Below are 21,421 nucleotides of genomic sequence, written 5' to 3'. Positions count from 1 at the left end.
CCCGAGAGCCTTGCAACGAGCGTGCGGGCCGGACCGACTCACCGGTCCGGCAGCCGCCTCGCCCCGGTTTGGGGCGCCGGTCCGCTCAGGGCGGTGGCCCCGTCCCGCCGGACGGGGCCACCCCTGCGCACGGCTCAGCAGCCGCCGCAGTTGTAGTACGTCACGTCCCAGTGGTGGCCCTCGTCCGCGTAGATGTTGCCGGAGCCGGACCTGTACTGGGGAGCGCCGTCACCCCGGACACCGATGTAGGTGAAGACGCCGCGGACGTAGTTGTTGAGGCAGGTGGACTTGGAGAAGTCGAGCTTGTAGCCGTTCCAGTGCGAGTACGTGCCGCCGGCGTGCCCGGTCTCCGTACCGCCGGTGATGTTCAGCGCGCAGCCGGTGGCGCTCTTGAGGGTCTGGGCACCCTGGGCGCTGGCCAGATTGAGCTGGTCGAAGGAGGTGCAGGTGGGGACGTTCCGGTCGGAACAGCCGCCGGACGAGGACCAGGTGATGTTGGACGAGCGGAACATCGAGGCCGCGGTGGAGTGACTGATCTTGGTGACGGCGAAGGCGTCGGTGGCGCCTGAGACGACACCGATGCCGGGGGCGAACAGGGCGCCCAGCACGAGGGCGAGGGCGGTCAGTACGGAGCGGAGCTGCGGGCGGTGGGACACGGGGGTTCCTCCTGCTCATGACAATTACAGCGCGGCGGCCACGCTGGACGGGCAGGCAGATAGTGCCCGAGTTCTACGCGCGTCCGCCAGAGGCGGCGCGATACCCCGAGGCGGAAGGGCGACTTCCGGACCGGCCTGGACCCTTGATGTTGAAACTTGAACTAGATTGCTCTACAGTGAGTCTCGTTGAAGGTTAAACAACCTCTCCGCAGCCGCTCGATCACGTCCCCCGAGGAGGAGCCATGGCTCTGTTCAACCGCAAGAACACCAACGCCCCGTCCACCACCGCCACGCTCCCGGTGGACCCCGCACTGGCCGCCCTGACCGGCGACTACGTGATCGACCCGGCCCACAGCAGCATCGGATTCACGGTGCGCCACGCCATGGTCACCAACGTGCGCGGTTCCTTCGGCGAGCACGAGGGCAGCCTCAGGCTGGACGGCGCGGACCCGGCGAACTCCAGCGCCTCCATCGACGTCAGAATCGCCAGCATCGACACCGGCATCGCGGACCGCGACGGCCATCTGGTCAGCGGCGACTTCTTCGACGCCGAGAAGTTCCCGCTCATGACCTTCCGGTCCACGAGCGCCGAGCAGCTCGGCGGCGACTCGTACCGCGTCACCGGCGACCTCACCATCAAGGACGTCACGCGTCCGCTCTCCATCGACCTGGAGTTCAACGGCTCCGCCACCGACGTCTACGGCAACGAGCGCGTCGGCTTCGAGGGCACCGCGGACATCCTGCGCTCGGACTGGGGCCTGACCTGGAACGCGGCGCTGGAGACCGGCGGCGTGATGGTCAGCGACAAGGTCAGACTGAGCTTCGACATCTCCGCGATCAAGTCCGCCCCGCAGGTCTGACCCGCGGCACGCGCGTACGCCGGGCGCCCGCCTCCACTCCCCGCCTGCGGCTGGGGAGCGAGGCGGGCGCCCGGCGTTCTCGCCTTCACCCCCGGTACGCGGCCACCGCGTCGCGGACGTCCTCACCGATCAGGTCCGCGTTGATCGCCGCACCGGCCTTCAGCCCCGCGCTCGCCGCGCCGATGACCTGCTCGGTCAGACCGGCGACGTTTCCGGCCACCCAGACGCCGGGGACCTCGGTCGCCCCGGTCGGGTCGGCCGCGATGCAGGTGCCGACCACGTGTCCGCCCATCTCCTGCTCCGTCGCCGCGAGACCCAGGCTCTCCAGCACCCCGGAACGCGCGGTGAAGCGGGGCTGGACGACCACCGCCTCCCGGGCGACGACCCGCCCGCCGGCCAGCCGGACCCCGGTGAGCCGGCCGTCCGCCACCTCAAGACCTGTCACCTCACCGTCCACGACGGCGACGCCCCGGGCGGCGAGCTGTTCGTACTCCTCGTCGCTCGGTTCCGGTCCGGTGTGGCGGAAGAGCGTGACGTCCTCGCTCCACTGCCGCCACATCAGTGCCTGGTGCGCGGCCATGGGGCTGACGCCCAGGATGCCGAGCGGGCGGTCCCTGACCTCCCAGCCGTGGCAGTACGGGCAGTGCAGCACCTCGCGGCCCCACCGATCGGCCAGGCCCGGCACCGGGGGAGCTCGTCGACCAGGCCGGTGGTCACCAGCAGCCGGCGGGCCACCACGGCGGCCCCGTCCTCCCGTACGACGCGGAACCCCTTCCCGCCCGGGAGCCTCTCCGCGGACGCCACGGCGCCCTCGGTGATCTCGGCGCCGTACCCGGCCGCCTCCGCGCGCCCGGCGGCCAGGAGCTCCGAAGGGGCGGTGCCCTCGCGGGCCAGGTAGTTGTGCACGTGGGCCGCGGGCGCGTTGCGCGGCCGGCCGGCGTCGATCACCAGCACCGAGCGCCTCGCCCGGGACAGGGCCACCGCGCCGCTCAGGCCGGCCGATCCGCCGCCCACCACCACCACGTCGTACCGCTGCTCGTTGTCGTCGTTGTCGTCCATGCGGAACACCTCCATGGCACGGATGGTGCGACGGGCAGGGCTCCGACGACAAGTTCCCTTGCCGTACCGGCAAAACCACGGTGTGGCCGGAACTAGACGCTGCTGTCGGCTGCCCGGCCGAGGTGCCGCTCGTGCCGGAGACCTCGCAGACCAGGCTCTCGTCGCACAGGAGCCGCACCCTGATCGGTCCCGAGCCGCAGCGGATGGCGTTGGTGACCAGCTCGCTGAGGATGCACGAATCACAGCGTGGGGAACGGTATGGATCGCGTCCGCCCCTAGAAGCCGCCTCCGTCGAACCCTCCGCCGCCGCCCAAACCGCCGCCGTCGCCGAAGCCGCCGAAGTCGGACGCGTTGAAGTCGGAGCCCGAGACGTCGCCGCCGCCCCATTCCCCGCCGGAACCGGCGCCGAAGTCCCCGCCGCCGTACTCACCCGCGTACGCGGGAGTGGCCAGCATCGAGCCGAGCATGGTGCCCACCAGCAGGCCGGGCAGCAGCCCGCCGCCGAAGTAGCCGCCCGCCCAGGGGCCGTAGGCCGGTCCCGCCTCCCAGTACGGGCGGCGGCGGCCGTCCCCCACGTCGACGGTGCGGCTCATCGGGTCCTCGCCCGCGCGCAGCCGGACCTCGTCGGCGCCGCAGACGGGGACCTCGCGTCCGGCGCCGCCGGACGGTGTCCACCGGACGTCGGCGACCGAGGGGCCGTGGCGGGGGTCGAAGAAGCAGGGCGGGCGCCGGGCGGGGAGTGCGGCGCCCGTCCTGCGGGCCTCCAGGACGGCGAGGGAGTAGCGGCCGTCCTCAAGCGCCTGGGTGACGCCCCGCACCTCCGAGGGGTGCCGGGCCCGTTCCATCCTCGCCTTGGCGCTCTCGTAGGAGTCCAGGGCCCGCTCGTAGTCGGCGCGCATCGTGTCGTCGGCGCCCGGTTCGGCGGGGTGGAAGTCCAGCCGCTCCAGGGTTTCGCCGTACGCGGTGATGTCCTCGTCCACGACGACCCGGAGCTTGTCGAGGGCGGCCCGCTCCTCCTCGTCCTTGCGGCGCCGGTTGCGGCGGACGACGGCGTACGCCACCGCGCCGCCCGCGACCGCCACCGCGCCGAGCAGGACCAGGCCGGTCGCCGAGGCTCCCGTGCCGTCCGCGGCCCCGCCCGACCAGGAGGCCGGCGCGTTGCCCCTGGCCTGTTCGACGGCCCGGTCCACGAAGGCGTTGAGCTGCGTCGCCGCGTCCGCGCCGACGTCCCCCGTCTTGACGGAGGCGACCAGGTTGTCGACGGCGCGCACCGGCATCACCGCGCGGTCGGCGCCCGCGTCGAAGCCGTCGCCGAGACGGACAGCGTAGAGGCCGGTGATCCCCGTGTCGTTGCGGAGGCCGGCCAGAAGCCCTTCCTCGGGGAAGTCGGCGGACGGGGGCAGGACGGCCACGAAGACCGGTTTGCCGGCGTCCTTGATCTTCTTCTCCAGCGCGTCCGCCTGGGAAGGGGAGAGCTGGCCGGCCGCTGCCGGATGGACGTAGACCGGGCCCTGGCGCAGGGCCTGGGCGGCTTCGCCGATCGTGGCGGGGGCGGACGGCGCAGCGGGGGACATCGCCAGCACGGCCGCCGAGAGCATCAGCAGCAGGCAGGCCCACAGGGGAGCGAACAGCCTCTTCCGCATACTCCGAAAATAACCCAGATGGGCGGCGGATGCGCCGCCCATCTGGGCTTTATCGCGACCCGACGCGTTTTACACGGCGCGGTAGGCGGCGCGGAGCCCGGCCACCGCTCCCGTGAGGTCGCCGGAGAGCAGCAGGTGGTCGGCGTCGGCGAAGGGACCGGACATCGCCGCGGTCACCTTGCCTCCGGCCTTCTCCTGCACCAGCAGCCTGGCCCGGTCCACGATCGCCTTGCCCTGCGCGGTCCTGGAGAGGCCGGCCTTCTCCGCCGCGTGCGCGGCGACCGCGAGGGCGGCGAGGGTGTGCTCCCCGCCCATCGGGGTCTTCGTGAGCGTGGTCAGACCCCAGCCGTAGGGGAACTGCGGGTCGTACGCCGCGTCACCGACGTTGATCGGCAGCTGCGCCTCGGACTTCGGCCAGGTCACCGGGAGCTGACCGCTGAAGGGCCGCTTGCCGTAGAGGACGTCGGCCACGCCGTCGCCCTCGGTGCCGGGCAGCCAGGAGGCCACCAGGGCGTCGATCGAGGCGAGTTGCCCGCCGATGAGCTGCGGGCGTCCGGAGACGACGAGGACGGCGCACTCCATGGCGGCGCAGACCGTGTCCACGGCCGCCCGGTCGGCGGCGCTGAGCTCCAGGTCGTGACCGTTGCCCACGTCCCCGATGCCCTCGGCGTACGGGGTCTCGCCGACCACCACGACTCCGACGTCATGGCCGCCCGTGGGCGCGGACGCGTCCTTGGAGTAGGTGACGGACGCCGGGTCGGCGGCCGCCTTGCGCATGCCCTCCAGGATCGTGGTGCCGGTGGTGGTGCGGCCCGACGCGCCCTGCCAGCTGACGGTCCAGCCGCCGGCCTGGTTGCCGAGGTCGTCGGCGTTGGAGCCGGCGACGTAAACCTTCCGGGACGGATCGATCGGCAGGACCGCGCCGTCGTTCTTCAGCAGGACCTGGGACTTGGCCACCGCCTCGCGGGCCACGGCGCGGTGTCCGGCCGAGCCGACCTTGTCCAGGTTGGCCGGGTCGGCGTACGGCTTCTCGAACAGTCCGAGGCGGAACTTCTGGGTGAGGATGCGCGAGACCGCGTCGTCGATCCGCGCCTGGCCGATCCGGCCCGCGGCGACCTCGTCCCGAAGCGTCTTGGTGAACTCCTGGTACGCGGTCGGGACCATGATCATGTCGAGCCCGGCGTTGACCGACGTGCGGACGTCACTGGCGTAGTCGCCGGGGATCTGGTCGATGGCCTGCCAGTCGCTGATGACGAAGCCCTTGAAGCCCATCCGGTCCTTGAGCACACCGTTGATCATCTCGGCGTGCGCGTGCATCTTCACGGGGCCCGCGTCGTCGCCGATGATGTCCAGCGAGGAGTAGGACGGCATCACCGTGCCGACACCCCGCTCGACGGCTTCCGCGAACGGGGCGAGGTGCACCGCCTCCAGTTCCTCGCGGGTGACCTTCGTGACGCCCTGGTCGATCGTGTACGCGCCCGTGGTGGAGGAGCCGAACTCCGTACCGCCGTCGCCGACGAAGTGCTTGGCGCTGGCCAGCACCTTGTCGTTGCGGTCCAGGTCCTTGCCCGACGGGCTGCCCTGCATGCCCCTGATGACCGTCTCCATGGCTTCCACCAGGGCCGGGTCCTCGCCGTACGCCTCGTAGGAACGGCCCCAGCGCTCGTCGCGGGTCACACAGACGCACGGGGCGAAGTCCCAGGGGACGCCGGTCGCGCGGACCTCGCTCGCGGTCACGGCGCCGGTCCGCTCGGCGAGCTTCGGGTCGCGGCCCGCGCCGATGCCGATGTTGTGCGGCATGATCGTCGCGCCGATCACGTTGTTGTGCCCGTGCACCGCGTCCACGCCGTAGATCAGCGGGATCTGGAAGCGCGTCGCCTGCGCGCGCAGCTGGTAGGCGTCGACCATCTTGGCCCAGGCGGCGGCCGTGTTCGGGGTGGGTACGGAGCCTCCGCCCGAGAGCAGCGAACCGAGGTCGTAGGCGGCGATGTCGCCGGGCGTCCTGAGCGCGTTGCGCTCGGCCTGGGTCATCTGCCCGGCCTTCTCGGCGGGCGACATCCGCGACAGCAGGTCGGCGACGCGCTTCTTCACCGGCAGCTTCGCGTCCAGGTACGGGAGTCCGTGGGCGTCGATGACGACCTGCGGGTCCTCCTTGGGCGGTTTGGCTCCGGTGACGGTCAGCTCGACCGGGATCGTCTCCGCTGGCTCGGCGTCCCCGTCCCGCGCGGTGGCCACGGCGACGGTGTGCGAGGTGCCGGAGGCGGTGCCCGCGGGGAAGGTGTGGGTGCCGGTGACCGGTGTGTAGTCGGTGCCGGACGCGGCACTGCCGCCCTGGGTCGTGTAAGCGACGGTGACGGGCTCCTCGATGGGGAGGGAGCCGGTGGTGGCGACGGAGATCTCGATGTGCGCCGTGGCGCCCTCCTTCACCGGGTGCAGGGCCGAGTCGACGACGACGCCGGACTTGAGGGCCGGGTCGGGCTTCCCGTACAGCTCGACGCCGTCCATGGCGAACGCGCCGGGGGCGCCGGCCGGCAGGCTGAGCGCGTAGCCCCACATCTCGTTCAGGCCGAGGACCTGGTCGATGCCGCCGACGGGCTGGTAGTCGGCTCGGTAGACGAAGTCCGAGAAGGGGATCTCGATCTGGTGCCAGCCCTCCCAGTCGTCGGTGAAGGAGGTGGTCCACAGCTCGGACGCGCCGCCGTTGGCGCCGCCGTCCTTGATCTCGAAATTGATCCGCTTGCCCGAACCGGGCGGCAGGGGCGCGGTGTTCTGTCCGTACCACCAGAAGCGGATGCCCTTGTGGCTGGTCCAGTTCTTCGGCGGCTGGTCGACGGCGAACTCGTGGCTCAGTCCGCCCCAGGCGCTTATCCCGTAGGTGCCCTGCAGGACCTTGTCGCCCTCGGGGCGTCGGCCCGTGCCGCGAACTCCAGCTTCGGGTGGTCGTCCGCGTCGCCGCCCCAGGTGAAGAGGGAGTCGGCCGGCGGGTTGCCGAACGGGACCTCGCCCTCGAAACGGTCGATGAGGACCGGTGCGGGGTCGTCTCCTTCGGCTGCCGCGCTGGGAACCGCCCCGGCGAGCAGTCCGGCGAGGACCGTGACGGCGGCGAGCGCGGCGGTGGCCGGTCTCGCGCGGTGGCGGGCGCGGGCGTGCGGGGTACGCGGCATTGCGGCTCCAGTGGGGACGGCGGAGCGGGCGCTCCGCGTCGGGTCGGCCGCCGCATTCGGTGACGTGCGGTCACTTCCCGAACACCGGCGGGCCGTTGGACCGCCGGCCTCCGCCATGAGCCGACGACGCTCGTCGAAGCTTCACGGGCAGGGCGGGGCAGGCGGGGACCATAGCTGAGGTACCGGCATCCGTACCGCTACCTGCGTTGCGGCTGGAGTCAACCGCGCGGAAAAGTCGACGTCAATACTTCACGCCGAGATTGGTCCGTACCCGTTCCCCCACCTGACCGGACCCCTGACCCGTTCATCTAGTGAACACACGCGCCCGGACACCTCCTGGCCGGGCGAGCTAGTCGAGGGGTTCGACCCCCGCGCGCAGCAGCCCGAAGGTGTAGGCGTCCTCCAGCGCCTGCCAGGAGGCCGCGATGATGTTCTCGGCCACTCCCACGGTCGACCAGTCGCCGGTTCCGTCACCGGTGGTGATCAGTACCCGGGTGGTGGAGTCGGTGCCGGTCGTCCCCTCCAGGATGCGGACCTTGTAGTCGACCAGTTCCAGCTTGGCCAGTTGCGGGTACATCCGCTCCAGGCCGACCCGCAGCGCCCGGTCCAGCGCGTTGACCGGTCCGTTGCCCTCCGCGGTGGTGACGATCCGCTCCCCCTTGGCCCAGAGCTTCACGGTCGCCTCGTTGGCGTGCGTGCCGTCGGGGCGGTCCTCGGTGATGACGCGCCAGGACTCCGTACGGAAGTAGCGGCGGGCCCGGCCCTCGACCTCGCCGCGCAGCAGGAGTTCGAAGGAGGCGTCGGCGGCCTCGTAGGTGTAGCCCTGGAGTTCGCGCTCCTTGACCCGGGCCACCACCCGGCCGACGAGCTCGCGGTCCTCCCCGAGCTCGATGCCGAGCTCCCTGCCCTTGAGCTCGATCGAGGCGCGGCCCGCCATGTCGGAGACGAGCATCCGCATGGTGTTGCCGACGCGCTCGGGGTCGATGTGCTGGTACAGGTCCGGGTCGACCTTGATCGCGGAGGCGTGGAGTCCGGCCTTGTGGGCGAAGGCGGAGACTCCCACGTACGGCTGGTGGGTGGAGGGCGTGAGGTTGACGACCTCGGCGATGGCGTGCGAGATCCGGGTCATGTCGGCGAGCGCGCCCTCGGGCAGGACGGTCATGCCGTACTTGAGTTCCAGCGCGGCGACGACGGGGAAGAGGTTGGCGTTGCCCACGCGTTCGCCGTATCCGTTGGCCGTGCACTGGACGTGGGTGGCGCCCGCGTCCACGGCGGCGAGGGTGTTGGCCACGGCGCAGCCGGTGTCGTCCTGGGCGTGGATGCCGAGGCGGGCCCCGGTGTCCGCGCGGACGGTGGCGACGACGGCCTGGATCTGGGCGGGCAGCATGCCGCCGTTGGTGTCGCACAGGACGACGACGTCGGCGCCCGCGTCGGCGGCGGCCCGGACGACGGCCTTGGCGTACTCGGCGTTGGCGCGGTAGCCGTCGAAGAAGTGCTCGCAGTCGACGAAGACGCGCCGGCCGTGCTCGCGGAGGTGGGAGACGGTGTCGCGGACCATCTCCAGGTTCTCCTCCAGAGTGGTGCGCAGGGCCAGTTCCACATGGCGGTCGTGGGACTTGGCGACCAGGGTGATCACCGGCGCCCCGGAGTCGAGGAGCGCCTTGACCTGTGGATCGCCGGCCGCGCTGCCGCCGGCTCTGCGGGTCGCCCCGAACGCGACCAGTTGGGCGTGGGCGAAGTCGATCTCCTTCGCGGCGCGGGCGAAGAACTCCGTGTCGCGCGGGTTGGCGCCCGGCCAGCCGCCCTCGATGAAGCCGACGCCGAAGTCGTCCAGATGCCGGGCGATGGTCAGCTTGTCCGCGACCGTCAGGTTGATGCCTTCACGCTGTGCACCGTCGCGCAGGGTGGTGTCGAAGACATGGAAGCTGTCGTCGGTGGCCGTGGCCTTAATGGTCATGCTGTCTGACTCCTGTCGGATGAGTGGATACCGGACGATCGGACTCCACTTGCCCCCGTCATCCCGGGCGCGACGCCCCGGCCGAGGTGAGGGCCGGAAAACGAAAAAACCCCTCGCGGGTGCGAGAGGTCTGCGCGCGGGTCTGGGGCACGGTGGCCGCGCCGTACAGGGTGGTACGGGGCGATCACTGCGGACCGGCGCGCCTGTTGCCAATAATCATGAGGAACGAGGACACGGACGCAGTCTCGCACAGCGCCGCCCCCGCGAACCGGCCCGTCTCAGTATGCGGTCGTGACGTCCATCGCGGACGGCAGCGGCGGACTCAGGGCGCGGCAGCGAGGAACAGCGCGTCCCCCAGGAACTCCCGTACGTGGGAGAGCACCTGCTCACGCCCCGTACCCGGTATGCCGACCGCCACGTGCACGCTGAAGCCGTCGAGCAGGGCCCGCAGCCTGGCGGCGAAACGGTCCGGGTCAAGGGCGCGGAACTCACCGCGCGAGATCCCCTCGGCGAGCAGCGCCACCAGGTCCCGGTGCCAGGCTCCCTCGATCGCCGCCTGCCGTCCGCGCGCGTCGGCGTCGGCGCTCTGCGAGCGGTTCCAGACCTCCAGCCAGAGCGTCCAGTGGGGGTCGCGCGGCCCTTCGGGTACGTAGAGGTCCACGTAGGCGCCGAGCCGCTCGGCGGCGGGCGCCTGGCGGGAGAGCAGGGCACCGCGCTCGGCGCCGAGCCGGCCCTCGCTCCACTCCAGGGTCTGGAGCAGGAGCTCGTCCTTGGTCCGGAAGTAGTAGAGGAGGTGCCCGCTGCTCATCCCGACCTCGCGGCCGAGCCCGGCCATGGTCAGCCCTTCGAGCCCGCGCTCGGCGATGGTGGCCATGGCCGCGACGAGCACGGACTCCCGGGGCGGGGCGATGTTGCGCCGGCGGGCGGGGGGCGTGGTCATGCCGCGGCCGGTACGCGGAGCATCTCGTTCACCCGTACGTTCTACCGGATCACGGCTCAGCCGTGCACGGCCGGCTGCTGCTGGGTGATGCAGTGGATGCCGCCGCCGCCCGCGAAGATCGTCCGGGCGTCGACCAGCTCGACGGTGCGGCCGGGGTGGAGGCGGCGGAAGATCTCCGCGGCCTGCTCGTCACGCGGGTCGTCGAAGGCGCACAGCACCACCCCGCCGTTGCAGAGGTAGTGGTTGATGTAGGAGTAGTCGGCCCACTGGCCGTCCTCGTCCTGGACGGCGGTGGGCGCCGGGACCTCGACGACCTCCAGTCGGCGGCCCCGGGCGTCCGTCTGCGCCCTGAGCATCGCCACGTTCTCCCGGCAGAGTGTGTGGTCGGGGTGGGACGGGTCGGGCTGGGTGTGGGCGACGACCACTCCGGGGGCCGCGAAGGCGGCGACGATGTCGACATGGCCGAGGGTGCCGTAACCGTGGGGCGGGTAGTCGCCGGTGAGGCCGCGTTCCAGCCAGATCGCCTTCGTGGTGCCGAGCCTGGCGTGGATCTCCGCCTCGACCTCGGCCCTGGACCAGCCCGGGTTGCGCTCGGGGCCCAGCTGCACCGTCTCGGTGAGCAGCACCGTGCCCTCACCGTCGACGTGGATGCCGCCGCCCTCGTTGACCAGGGGCGAGCTGTGTACGGGCACGCCCGCGAGGTCCGCCACATGGCGGGCGATCCTCGCGTCGTGCTCCCAGGTGGCCCAGTCCTGCGCGCCCCAGCCGTTGAACACCCAGTCGACGGCGGCGAGCCGGGTGCCGTCGGTGACGAAGGTGGGGCCGATGTCGCGCATCCAGGCGTCGTCGAGCTCGCGCTCCACCACCTCGATGCCCGGGCCGAGGAGGCCGCGGGCGTGCTCCGCCTGTCCGGGTCCCACGACCATGGTCACCGGCTCGAAACGGCGCACGGCCCGGGCGACCGAGGCCCACGCCGCACGGGACGCGGCGAGGTCGTCACCGGAGAAGGTCACGTTGGGGCCCGGCCACGCCATCCAGGTCCGCTCGTGCGGGGCCCACTCGGGCGGCATACGGAAGCTCATGTCGTCGTACTCCAAGGTCCGGTGTGCTAGAGGAAGTAGAGGCGGTTCAGGGAGACGGATTCGGCCGGTTCGGAGCGCACCGGAGCACCGTCCAGCGTGACCAGGCCGCTCTCCCCGTCCACGGCCACCGTGCCGGTCCGGGAGTTGAGGAGCAGGTCGGCCGGACCGATCCCGCGGGTGCCGCGCACGGCGACCCTGCGGCGGCGGGTGGGCATGAGGTCGGCGCCCAGCTCGGTCGCGGCCTTCGCCACGAAGGCCACCGAGATGTCCGCGGGGGTGGTTCCGTACGCGCCGAACTGCGGCCCCAGGATCAGTGGTTCGCAGGTGTCGGTGGCGGCGTTCGGGTCGCCCGTCACGCCGTACGCGGGGAAGCCCGACTTCAGTACGAGTTGGGGTTTCGCCCCGAAGAACTGCGGCTTCCACAGCACGATGTCGGCCATCTTGCCCACCTCGAGCGACCCGATCTCGTGGGCCAGGCCGTGCGCCAGGGCGGGGTTGATGGTGAGCTTGGCGAGGTAGCGCAGGACGCGGGCGTTGTCGTCGTGCGGTCCGTCGCCCTCCAGTGGCCCGAGCTCGGCCTTCATCTTCCCCGCCATCGCGAAGGTACGGCGCACGGTCTCGCCGGCGCGCCCCATCCCCTGTGCGTCCGATGAGGTGATGCCGATCGCGCCGAGGTCGTGGAGCACGTCCTCGGCGCCCATGGTGCCCGCCCTGATCCGGTCCCTCGCCATGGCGGCGTCGCCCGGCAGGTCGGTCTTGAGGTCGTGTACGGAGACGATCATCCCGTAGTGCTCGGCCACCGCGTCCCGGCCGAAGGGCAGGGTCGGGTTGGTGGAGGAGCCGATGACGTTGGGCACGCCCGCCATCTTCAGGACGTTCGGCACGTGCCCGCCGCCGCAGCCCTCGATGTGGAAGGCGTGGATCGTCCGGCCGTCCAGGACGCTCAGGGTGTCCTCGACGGACAGGCATTCGTTGAGGCCGTCACTGTGCAGGGCGACCTGTACGTCGTACTCGTCGGCCACCCGCAGGGCCGTGTCGAGGGCGCGGGTGTGGGCGCCCATGTCCTCGTGCACCTTGAAGCCGGAAGCACCGCCCTCGGCGAGCGCCTCCACCAGCGGAGCACTGTCGGACGAGGAACCGCGGGCCAGGAAACCGATGTTGACGGGCCAGGCGTCGAAGGCGTTGAAGGCGTGCCGCAGCGCCCACGGCGAGTTGACGCCGACGCCCCACACCGGGCCGAACTCCTGGCCGATGACGGTGGTGACACCGGAGGCGAGCGACGCCTCCATGATGCGCGGGGACAGGAGGTGGACATGGGTGTCCACGGCGCCGGCCGTGGCGATCATGCCCTCGCCGGAGACGATGGTGGTCCCGGTGCCCACGACGACGTCGACGCCGTCGAGGGTGTCCGGGTTCCCGGCCCGGCCGATCGCGCTGATACGGCCCTCGCGGATACCGATGGAGACCTTCCTGATCCCCAGGACGGCGTCGATGACCAGCACGTTGCTGATGACGACGTCGCAGGTGTCGCGTACCGCGGCCGCCTTCAGGTGCATCCCGTCGCGCGCGGTCTTGCCGAAGCCGGCGAGGAACTCCTCGCCGTGCCGCTGGGAGTCCGACTCGACGCGCACCACCAGGCCGGAGTCGCCGAGGACGACCCGGTCCCCGGCGCGCGGTCCGTGGACCGAGGCGTATTCACCGGGGTTCATCAGGCGTCCTCCGCTCCGAGATAGCCGCAGGCCGCCGCGCGCCGCAGGGCCTCTTCCTTCGCGCCCGGCGCGTCCAGCGGGCCGTCGACCAGGCCCGCGAACCCGATCACTGTCCGCGCGCCGCCGATCGGCACGAGGCCGACCTCGGCCCCGCCGCCCGGATCGAAGCGGACGGAGGAGCCGGCGGGCACACACAGCCGCATGCCGTAGGCGGCGGCCCGGTCGAAGTCGAGGCGCGGATTGGCCTCGAAGAAGTGGAAGTGCGAGGTGACACTGACCGGGACCGTCGCGGTGTTGCGCACGGTCAGCCGCAGCACGGGCTCGGGCTCGGGGTGCGGCGGGCCGGGCAGGACGGCACCGGGCGCCCTCTCGCCGGGACTTCCGCCCCCCAGGGGCGCGGACACGACCGCCAGCCGGGAGCCGTCGTCGAAGACGGCCTCGACGTGCACCTCGGTGACCACGTCCGCCACACCGGGCAGGACGTCGTCCGGTCCCAGCACGGAGCGTGCCGCCTCGACGGCCTCCGCGAGCCGCCGCCCGTCGCGGGCCGCCTCGCAGACGGTGTCCGCGATGAGCGCGGTCGCCTCGGGGACATTGAGCCTCAGCCCACGCGCCCGGCGCGCCCGCGCCAGTTCGGCGGCGCTGAAGAGCAGCAGCCGGTCGCGCTCGGTCGGGGTCAGTCTCATGCCGTCACACCTCCTGGTTAGAGCATCACTCTAACCACAGGCGCTTTATCTAGAAAGTCTCTCTGAATGTGCGCTGCGACTCTTCGAGCGTCGCTCTAACTCTGGGCCATGAAAGACCGCAGCCCGGGTACGCCCCAGGCGCCGTACGAGCCCGTACGGCGCCTGGGAGAACCGAGCCCAGAAGGGCTCAGCCGAGCGGGTGCATCCAGCCGTGGGTGTCCTCGGCGACGCCCCGCTGGATGTCCAGCAGACGGTCCCGCAGCCTCATCGTGACCTCGCCGGGCGCGCCGTCGCCCTGGGCCCACTCGCCCTCGGCGGACTTGACGGTGCCGACGGGCGTGATGACGGCGGCCGTGCCGCAGGCGAAGACCTCGGTCAGGGTGCCGTCCGCGGTGTCGGCCTTCCAGCGGTCGATGGAGACCCGGCCCTCCTCCGCCGTGTAACCGAGGTCACCGGCGACCTTGAGCAGCGAGTCGCGGGTGATGCCGGCGAGCAGCGAACCGGTGAGCCCCGGCGTGACGATGCGCGCCCCGCCGTCCTCCTGCCCGTACACGAAGTACAGGTTCATGCCGCCGAGCTCCTCGACCCACTTGTGCTCCACGGCGTCGAGGTAGGCGACCTGGTCGCAGCCCTGCGCCGCGGCCTCGGCCTGGGCCAGCAGGGACGCCGCGTAGTTGCCGCCGGTCTTGGCGTCGCCCACGCCGCCGGGGACCGCGCGGACGCGGTTCTCGGAGAGCCAGATGGAGACGGGCTTCACACCACCGGGGAAGTACGCGCCGGCCGGCGAGGCGATGACGATGAAGAGGTACTCGTTGGCGGGCCGCACGCCGAGGCCGACCTCCGCGGCGATCATGAACGGGCGCAGGTAGAGGGACTCCTCACCGCCGTGCGCGGGGACCCATGCCTTGTCCTGCTGGACGAGGGCGTCGCAGGCGGCGATGAACGTCTCGACCGGGAGTTCCGGCATCGCGAGGCGGGCGGCGGACCGCTGGAAGCGCACGGCGTTGGCCTCGGGGCGGAAACTGGCCACGGTGCCGTCCGGCTGGCGGTACGCCTTGAGGCCCTCGAAGATCTCCTGCGCGTAGTGCAGGGTCATGTTGGCCGGGTCCATCGACAGCGGGCCGTACGGGACGAGCTGGGCGTCGTGCCAGCCCCGGCCCTCGGTCCACCGGATCGTCACCATGTGGTCGGTGAAGTGGCGGCCGAATCCCGGGTTGACCAGGATCGCCTCGCGCTCCGCGTCGGACAGCGGGTTCGAGGAGGGCTTGAGCTCGATCGTGGGCGTCGTCATGAGTGCGTGTCCTTCACCGGTCTTGTGTGTGATGGACCGCGCTCACGCCCTCTGCCGCCCGGCGGCCGCCCGGGAGGTCCTAGGACGTCCGAGCAGTGCCGCGAGCCACGGCCCCGCGTCCGATTATCTCCCGGGGGTGGCCGTGCGCGAAATGACGTGGTTGCGGTCCAGGGTCGATGGTGGCACCCGGAGACCGCAGAAGAAGCCGCCGGGTGCGTCGTGACCCGGCGGCTTCGAAGTGGAGTCGTCGGGTCAGCCCGCTACCCGTACCGCGAGGGCGTCGCCGATCTCGTCGGTGGTGCGGGCCGCGTCGCGCTCCGCGAGGTCGGCGGAGACGGCGTCCTCGATGCGCACGGCCTCGGTCTCGTAGCCGAGGTGGCGCAGCAGGAGGGCGACGGAGAGGACCGTGGCGGTCGGGTCGGCCTTGCCCTGGCCCGCGATGTCGGGGGCGGAGCCGTGGACCGGCTCGAACATCGACGGGAAGGCGCCCGTCGGGTTGATGTTGCCGGAGGCGGCCAGGCCGATACCGCCGGTCACCGCGGCGGCGAGGTCCGTGAGGATGTCGCCGAAGAGGTTGTCGGTGACGATGACGTCGAAGCGCTCGGGCTGGGTGACGAAGAAGATCGTCGCGGCGTCGACGTGCAGGTAGTCGGTGGTGACCTCGGGATACTCGGCCGCGACCCGGTCGAAGGTGTTCTTCCACAGGTGGCCCGCGTAGACGAGGACGTTGGTCTTGTGGACCAGCGTCAGCTTCTTGCGCGGGCGGGCCTTCGCCCGCTCGAAGGCGTCACGGACGACCCGCTCGACACCGTAGGCGGTGTTGACGCTGACCTCGGTGGCGACCTCGTGCTCCGTGCCCGTGCGCAGCGAGCCGCCGTTGCCCGTGTACGGGCCCTCGGTACCCTCGCGCACGACCACGAAGTCGATGTCCGGGCGGCCGGCGAGCGGACTCGCGGTGTTCGGGAAGAGCTTCGACGGGCGCAGGTTGATGTAGTGGTCGAAGGCGAAACGCAGCTTCAGCAGGAGCCCGCGCTCCAGGACGCCGGACGGCACGGACGGGTCGCCGATCGCGCCGAGCAGCAGGGCGTCGTGGCCCTTGAGCGCTTCCAGCTCCGCGTCCGGGAGGGTCTCACCGGTGCGGTGCCAGCGCTGGGCACCGAGGTCGTACTCCTTGGTCTCCAGCTTCACATCCTGCGGGAGAACAGCGTTGAGGACCTTGAGGCCCTGGGCCACGACTTCCTGGCCGATTCCGTCACCGGGGATCACTGCGAGATCGATGCTGCGAGACATATCGGCACCCTACTGTTCGTCCCATCCCATGACATCCACTGTCCGCCATACGGACAGCAGGCCGTGGTACGGGGGCGGCGCGGCCGGCCTTCAGTGACCGGTGGAGCCGCCGTTGTCCCTGCGGTCGAGGGCGCGCTGGAGGGCCGCGGCGGCGTTCTTGCGCTCGGACTCGGTGGGGCGGTGGGCGTGGCGGACGCGGCGTGCGGTGGTCTCGGCCATGGTGGATCGACTCCTTGAGATCGCGAGGATTTCGAGATCGAGATTCGAGATCGGGATTTCGAGGCGCCGGAAGGGGCGGGGAGCGTGCCGCAGGGGTTACCTGCTCCGGGGCACGCGCTCACAACCGCCAGTCACTCGATGGAGCGAGTCGTTCGGCTTCCACAACGCTAGGACAGAAAGGCCGTTCTGTCTCCACAGTTACTCGGACTTCCTACTATCTGAGACGGGCGCGCCGGACCGCCGCCCCGCCGGGCGCGACGGCCCCCAGGGCCGGACGGTCAGAGCACGTCGCCGTCGCGCCAGTCGAAGAGCAGGGTCCCGGTACGGATGGCGGGCCCGCCGCGCACGTACGCGCTGCCCTCCTCCTCCGGCAGGGGCACCGTCCCCCGGGGTCCCAGCGCGGTGATACTCCCCCGCCACAGCTCCCAGCCACGGGCCTCGTACAGCAGGGCGCCCTCGGTGGACGCGGAGAGCGCCCCGAAATCGTAGGCCCTGTCGATGACGCCTTCCAGTGCGGCCATCAAGCGGCCCCCGAGCCCCTCGCGCCGCCGGTCGGCACGGACGGCCACGCTCTCGACGTACCCGATGCGGTACGAGCGGTCCTCGTGGATCACCCGGCGCTGGATGACGGAGCCGTGGGCGAGGAGGTCACCGTCGTCCCCGCGTGCGAGGACGTGGACGCCGCCGAGTGTGTGGTCCCAGTCGTCGTCGCCGAAGTCCCCGGCGAAGGCCGTGTCCAGGAAGGCCCGGACGTCCTCGAGGAGCGCCGGGGTCAGTTCGTGGGTGTGCGCGGTGTACAGGGCCGCCTGACGTGTCATGGCCCCAGCCTGCCAGGGCCGCCCCCCGCCCGGCAGAGGGCGGGGGGCGGCCCTGGCGGGAAGCGCCGGACAGGTCAGTACACGGTGACGCCGTACGCGGCCAGGGCCTCCCTGACCGGCTGGTGGATGGCGGAGCCGCTGGTGCCGGTGCAGCCGGAGCTGCCCGAGTGGATGCCGAGGGCGACGGACCCGGCGAAGTGCGCGCCGCCGCTGTCGCCGCCGGCCGAGCAGGCGGTGGTGCGGACCATGTTGTAGACGGGGCCGTCGCCGTAGTTGACGGTCACGTTGACGGCGGTGACCGTGCCGCTGGTCACCTTGGTGGTGGAGCCGCTCTTCCTGAGCGCCTGGCCCACGACCGCGTCGGCGGCCGACGCGATGTCCTGGAAGCTGCCGCTGTAGAGGTCGACGTTCCCGGCGGGCGCGGAGCCGTCCGTGTACCGGACGATGCCGTAGTCGTTGGTCGGGAAGCTGGTGCCCTCCCGCACGCCGATCACGGCGCCGCCGGAGGTCGCGGACCAGTTGGCCGAGATGTTGGTGCAGTGGCCCGCGGTCACGAAGTACCTGGCGCTGTTCTTGGTGACGTTGAAGGCGGCCGAACAGCGGCTCCCGCCCCCGTAGATGGCCCCGCCGCCCGCGACCTCGCGGTGGAAGACGCCGGGCACCCTGGCGATGCGGACGGCTCCGTCGAGCCGGGCGGCGACGGCCTTGAGGCGGGCCATCTCCTTCGCGGATACCGACTCGTCGGCCTCCACGGCGACCTGGTTGGTACGGGGGTCGATGCCCCACGAGGTACCGGTGATCTTCGCGCCGGTCTCCAGGGCGTCCATCGCGGCGTCGAGCTCCGCCGCGTCGCGCGTCACCCGGCGGACGGTGGCCCCCGCGGCACGGGCCTGTTCGGCGGCGCGGTCGGTGGTGACCGTGACGACGAGGGCGCCGGTCCTCGCGTCCAGGTAGCTGCCCGCGCTGTCGGCTCCGAGCTGCCGTTCGAGCGTGGCGTCCAGGGCGTACGCGGCCGGGGCGGGGGTGGCGCCCGCGGCCGGGACGGCCTCGGCGGGGGTCGCGCCGAGGCCGAGGGTCGCGCCGACGAGCAGACAGGCGCCGACGCGCGTACGAAGGGTGCGTCTCATGGGGGAGCTCCTTCTCGGATGACGTGCAGGGACGTACCTACCGAGCAAGGAATTTGACATGCGCATTACTGATGCCGCAAGGGTGCCTGGCGGGAACCGGACGGCCGCCGCGGTCCCCGCGGACGGAGACCGCCCCCCGGCCGGCTGGGGGGCCGGACGGGGGGCGGGACTCGCGGCGGGGCCGCCTGTGCGGCGCCCGGGGGGATCAGCCCTGGTGGGGGTAGGTGTAGTCGGTCGGCGGAACCAGCGTCTCCTTGATGGCGCGGGTCAGCGTCCAGCGCTGCAGGTTCTGCGGCGCACCGGCCTTGTCGTTCGTACCGGAGGCCCGGCCGCCGCCGAAGGGCTGCTGGCCGACGACGGCACCGGTCGACTTGTCGTTGATGTAGAAGTTGCCCGCGGCGTACCGCAGCTTCTCCATCGTGCGGGCCGCCGCGGCGCGGTCGTTGGCGATGACCGCACCGGTCAGGGCATAGTCGGAGGCCGACTCCATCTGCTCCAGCATGGCGTCGTACTCCTCGTCCTGGTACACGTGGACCGCGAGGATCGGGCCGAAGTACTCGGTCGTGAAGACCTCGTTCGACGGGTCCGTGCACTCGATGACCGTGGGCCGGACGAAGTAGCCGACCGAGTCGTCGTACGTGCCGCCCGCGACGATCGCGCAGCTCGGGTCGGCCTTGGCACGGTCGATCGCGGCCTTGTTCTTCGCGAAGGAACGCTCGTCGATCACGGCGCCGATGAAGTTGGACAGATCGGTGACGTCACCCATGGCGATGCCGTCGACCTCGGCGGCGAACGCCTCCTTGAAACCGGAGTTCCAGAGGGAAGCGGGTACGTACGCCCGCGAGGACGCCGAGCACTTCTGGCCCTGGTACTCGAAGGAGCCACGCGTCAGCGCGGTCTTCAGGACGGCCGGGTCGGCGCTCGGGTGGGCGACGACGAAGTCCTTGCCGCCGGTCTCGCCGACCAGCCGCGGGTAGGTGCGGTACTTGGCGATGTTGTTGCCGACCGTCCTCCACAGGTGCTGGAAGGTGGGGGTCGAGCCGGTGAAGTGGATACCGGCCAGGTCACGGTGGTTCAGGGCCACCTCGGAGACGGCGATGCCGTCACCGGTCACCAGGTTGATGACGCCCTTCGGCAGCCCGGCCTCCTCGAGGAGCTGCATCAGCAGCACGGCGGCGTGGGTCTGCGTGGGGGACGGCTTCCAGACCACCACGTTGCCCATGAGAGCGGGGGCGGTGGGCAGGTTGCCCGCGATGGCGGTGAAGTTGAACGGCGTGATCGCGTAGACGAAGCCCTCCAGCGGGCGGTGGTCCATGCGGTTCCACACGCCGGGGGAGTTGGCCGGGGGCTGCTCGGCGAGGATCTGGCGCGCGTAGTGCACGTTGAAGCGCCAGAAGTCGACGAGCTCGCAGGGCGTGTCGATCTCGGCCTGCTGCGCGGTCTTGGACTGGCCGAGCATCGTGGAGGCGGCCAGCGTCTCGCGCCAGGGGCCCGCGAGGAGCTCGGCGGCGCGCAGGATGATCGCGGCGCGGTCGTCGAAGGCCATCGCGCGCCAGGCCGGGGCGGCGGCGAGGGCCGCGTCGATCGCGTCCTGCGCGTCCTGCTGGGTGGCGGCGGCGAAGGTGCCGATGACGGCCTTGTGGTTGTGCGGCTGCACGACGTCGAAACGCTCACCGCCGCCCATCCGCCTCTCGCCGCCGATGGTCATCGGCAGCTCGACCGGGTTCTCGGCGAGCTCCTTGAGCTTCACTTCGAGGCGGGCGCGCTCGGGCGATCCGGGGGCGTAGGAGCGGACCGGCTCGTTGACCGGCGCGGGGACCTGGGTGACAGCGTCCATGAGTGCCTTGTCTCCTTGTGTCAGGGGGTGGGGGTCAGCCGGGCAGGTCAGCCCTTGGTGAGGACGGAGCGGCCGAAGAACAGCAGGTTGGCCGGCTTCTCCGCGAGGCGCCGCATGAAGTAGCCGTACCAGTCGGTGCCGTACGCCGTGTAGACGCGCATCCGGTGGCCCTCGGCCGCGAGCCGGACGTGCTCGTCGCTGCGGATGCCGTACAGCATCTGGAACTCGTACTCGTCCAGTTTGCGCCCGGCGTTGCGGGCGAGCTCCTGGGTGATGGCGATGAGGCGGGGGTCGTGGGACCCGATCATCGGGTAGCCCTCGCCCTCCATCAGGATCCTGACGACGCGGACGAACGCCTTGTCGGTCTCGGCCTTGTCCTGGTACGCGACGGAGGCGGGCTCCTTGTAGGCGCCCTTGACGATGCGGACGCGGCTGCCGGCGGCGGCCAGGCGGCGGGCGTCGTCCTCGGTGCGGAAGAGGTACGCCTGGATCACACAGCCGGTCTGCGGGAAGTCCTTCCGCAGCTCCTCGTGGATGGCGAACATCGAGTCGAGGGTGGTGTGGTCCTCGGCGTCCAGCGTCACCGTGGTGCCGATCGCGGCGGCGGCCTCGACGACGGGTCGCACGTTGGCGAGGGCCAGCTCGTGGCCTCCGTCCAGCGCCTGGCCGAACATCGACAGCTTGACGGACATCTCGGCCCGGGTGCCGAGGCCCAGCTCCCTGAGCCGGCCGATCAGCTCCAGATAGGCGTCGCGCGCCGCCGTGGCCTGCGCGGGAGTCGTGATGTCCTCGCCGACGACGTCGAGGGTGACCTCCAGGCCCTTGCCTGCCGCGTCCTCGACGATGGGGACGACCTGCTCGACGGTCTCACCGGCGATGAACCGGGCGACGACCTGCTTCGTGCCCGGCGCCGCCGAGATGAAACGACGCATCTTGTCGCTGCGGGACGCGGCGAGAATCACGGGACCCAGCACGGGGCACCTCCACGGAATCAGACGAACGAGGCTGTAGGGGTACGAAGTGACACGGACCGGTACAGCACGGAGAACCACCGTGAAATCTAAGGACCTCTCCGATCCTGTG

General features: G+C 71.4%; 15 protein-coding genes and 2 pseudogenes. 1 reads left to right on the top strand and 16 read right to left on the bottom strand.

The genetic code is table 11. The features are described from left to right. Positions 1-134: 134 nt before the first annotated feature. Entirely contained in the window at positions 135-656 is a 522-nt protein-coding gene (locus Sfulv_RS20905) for a hypothetical protein (RefSeq protein WP_173316108.1), read from the bottom strand. A gap of 242 nt (positions 657-898) precedes the next feature. Here Sfulv_RS20905 and Sfulv_RS20900 point away from each other — a divergent pair, with 242 nt between their 5' ends. Further along, on the top strand, positions 899-1,516 hold the full coding sequence (locus Sfulv_RS20900) for a YceI family protein (protein ID WP_173316107.1): 618 nt from the start codon (positions 899-901) through the stop codon (positions 1,514-1,516). 85 nt (positions 1,517-1,601) lie between these two features. Here Sfulv_RS20900 and Sfulv_RS20895 read toward each other — a convergent pair. The 15 genes and pseudogenes from Sfulv_RS20895 to Sfulv_RS20830 form a co-directional block, all read right to left on the bottom strand. Beyond that, positions 1,602-2,575: pseudogene (locus tag Sfulv_RS20895) on the bottom strand (NAD(P)/FAD-dependent oxidoreductase). 275 nt (positions 2,576-2,850) lie between these two features. After that, positions 2,851-4,218: a hypothetical protein gene (locus Sfulv_RS20890; RefSeq protein ID WP_173316106.1), complete on the bottom strand. Its 1,368-nt coding sequence runs from the start codon at positions 4,216-4,218 to the stop codon at positions 2,851-2,853. A gap of 69 nt (positions 4,219-4,287) precedes the next feature. Further along, positions 4,288-7,382, bottom strand: a pseudogene (locus Sfulv_RS20885) (glycoside hydrolase family 3 N-terminal domain-containing protein). Positions 7,383-7,731: 349 nt separating this feature from the next. Beyond that, positions 7,732-9,339 carry a citramalate synthase gene (gene cimA / locus Sfulv_RS20880; RefSeq protein WP_173316105.1) on the bottom strand — a complete coding sequence of 536 codons (1,608 nt, stop codon included), beginning with the start codon at positions 9,337-9,339 and terminating at the stop codon, positions 7,732-7,734. A gap of 322 nt (positions 9,340-9,661) precedes the next feature. After that, positions 9,662-10,279, bottom strand: a complete 618-nt coding sequence (locus tag Sfulv_RS20875; protein WP_173316104.1) for a TetR/AcrR family transcriptional regulator — start codon at positions 10,277-10,279, stop codon at positions 9,662-9,664. 56 nt (positions 10,280-10,335) lie between these two features. Next, positions 10,336-11,361: an agmatine deiminase family protein gene (locus Sfulv_RS20870; RefSeq protein WP_173316103.1), complete on the bottom strand. Its 1,026-nt coding sequence runs from the start codon at positions 11,359-11,361 to the stop codon at positions 10,336-10,338. A 26-nt stretch (positions 11,362-11,387) separates the two neighbouring features. After that, positions 11,388-13,070, bottom strand: a complete 1,683-nt coding sequence (locus tag Sfulv_RS20865) for an urease subunit alpha (RefSeq protein WP_173316102.1) — start codon at positions 13,068-13,070, stop codon at positions 11,388-11,390. After that, the gene (gene ureA / locus Sfulv_RS20860; protein ID WP_173316101.1) at positions 13,070-13,756 is read right to left on the bottom strand and encodes an urease subunit gamma; all 687 of its coding nucleotides are present in this window, start codon (positions 13,754-13,756) and stop codon (positions 13,070-13,072) included. The genes Sfulv_RS20865 and ureA overlap by 1 nt, the downstream gene beginning before the upstream one ends. Before the next feature lie 187 nt (positions 13,757-13,943). Further along, the gene (locus Sfulv_RS20855; protein WP_173316100.1) at positions 13,944-15,047 is read right to left on the bottom strand and encodes a branched-chain amino acid aminotransferase; all 1,104 of its coding nucleotides are present in this window, start codon (positions 15,045-15,047) and stop codon (positions 13,944-13,946) included. A gap of 252 nt (positions 15,048-15,299) precedes the next feature. Further along, on the bottom strand, positions 15,300-16,337 hold the full coding sequence (locus Sfulv_RS20850; protein ID WP_173316099.1) for a 3-isopropylmalate dehydrogenase: 1,038 nt from the start codon (positions 16,335-16,337) through the stop codon (positions 15,300-15,302). A gap of 90 nt (positions 16,338-16,427) precedes the next feature. Beyond that, a complete protein-coding gene (locus Sfulv_RS30610) occupies positions 16,428-16,556 on the bottom strand; it encodes a hypothetical protein (protein ID WP_256669038.1) in 129 nt (42 codons plus the stop codon). A 278-nt stretch (positions 16,557-16,834) separates the two neighbouring features. Further along, positions 16,835-17,374: a GNAT family N-acetyltransferase gene (locus Sfulv_RS20845; protein ID WP_173316098.1), complete on the bottom strand. Its 540-nt coding sequence runs from the start codon at positions 17,372-17,374 to the stop codon at positions 16,835-16,837. Positions 17,375-17,448: 74 nt separating this feature from the next. Further along, entirely contained in the window at positions 17,449-18,501 is a 1,053-nt protein-coding gene (locus Sfulv_RS20840; RefSeq protein ID WP_173316097.1) for a S1 family peptidase, read from the bottom strand. A 205-nt stretch (positions 18,502-18,706) separates the two neighbouring features. Next, the gene (pruA, locus tag Sfulv_RS20835; protein ID WP_173316096.1) at positions 18,707-20,338 is read right to left on the bottom strand and encodes an L-glutamate gamma-semialdehyde dehydrogenase; all 1,632 of its coding nucleotides are present in this window, start codon (positions 20,336-20,338) and stop codon (positions 18,707-18,709) included. A 47-nt stretch (positions 20,339-20,385) separates the two neighbouring features. After that, positions 20,386-21,312 carry a proline dehydrogenase family protein gene (locus tag Sfulv_RS20830; protein WP_173316095.1) on the bottom strand — a complete coding sequence of 309 codons (927 nt, stop codon included), beginning with the start codon at positions 21,310-21,312 and terminating at the stop codon, positions 20,386-20,388. Between the last annotated feature and the right edge of the window lie 109 nt (positions 21,313-21,421).

Origin of the sequence: Streptomyces fulvorobeus, assembly GCF_013167895.1 — a bacterium.
GTDB lineage: Bacteria > Actinomycetota > Actinomycetes > Streptomycetales > Streptomycetaceae > Streptomyces > Streptomyces fulvorobeus.
The sequence above is the reverse complement of the archived record's forward strand: the minus strand, read 5'-3'. Positions and strand labels throughout refer to the sequence as shown.

Coding starts and splice junctions, on each gene's coding strand:
- Sfulv_RS20900 (WP_173316107.1), top strand. CDS start 899: ATGGCTCTGTTCAACCGCAAGAACACCAACGCCCCGTCCACCACCGCC.
- Sfulv_RS20890 (WP_173316106.1), bottom strand. CDS start 4,218: ATGCGGAAGAGGCTGTTCGCTCCCCTGTGGGCCTGCCTGCTGCTGATG.
- cimA (WP_173316105.1), bottom strand. CDS start 9,339: ATGACCATTAAGGCCACGGCCACCGACGACAGCTTCCATGTCTTCGAC.
- Sfulv_RS20875 (WP_173316104.1), bottom strand. CDS start 10,279: ATGACCACGCCCCCCGCCCGCCGGCGCAACATCGCCCCGCCCCGGGAG.
- Sfulv_RS20870 (WP_173316103.1), bottom strand. CDS start 11,361: ATGAGCTTCCGTATGCCGCCCGAGTGGGCCCCGCACGAGCGGACCTGG.
- Sfulv_RS20865 (WP_173316102.1), bottom strand. CDS start 13,070: ATGAACCCCGGTGAATACGCCTCGGTCCACGGACCGCGCGCCGGGGAC.
- ureA (WP_173316101.1), bottom strand. CDS start 13,756: ATGAGACTGACCCCGACCGAGCGCGACCGGCTGCTGCTCTTCAGCGCC.
- Sfulv_RS20855 (WP_173316100.1), bottom strand. CDS start 15,047: ATGACGACGCCCACGATCGAGCTCAAGCCCTCCTCGAACCCGCTGTCC.
- Sfulv_RS20850 (WP_173316099.1), bottom strand. CDS start 16,337: ATGTCTCGCAGCATCGATCTCGCAGTGATCCCCGGTGACGGAATCGGC.
- Sfulv_RS30610 (WP_256669038.1), bottom strand. CDS start 16,556: ATGGCCGAGACCACCGCACGCCGCGTCCGCCACGCCCACCGCCCCACC.
- Sfulv_RS20845 (WP_173316098.1), bottom strand. CDS start 17,374: ATGACACGTCAGGCGGCCCTGTACACCGCGCACACCCACGAACTGACC.
- Sfulv_RS20840 (WP_173316097.1), bottom strand. CDS start 18,501: ATGAGACGCACCCTTCGTACGCGCGTCGGCGCCTGTCTGCTCGTCGGC.
- pruA (WP_173316096.1), bottom strand. CDS start 20,338: ATGGACGCTGTCACCCAGGTCCCCGCGCCGGTCAACGAGCCGGTCCGC.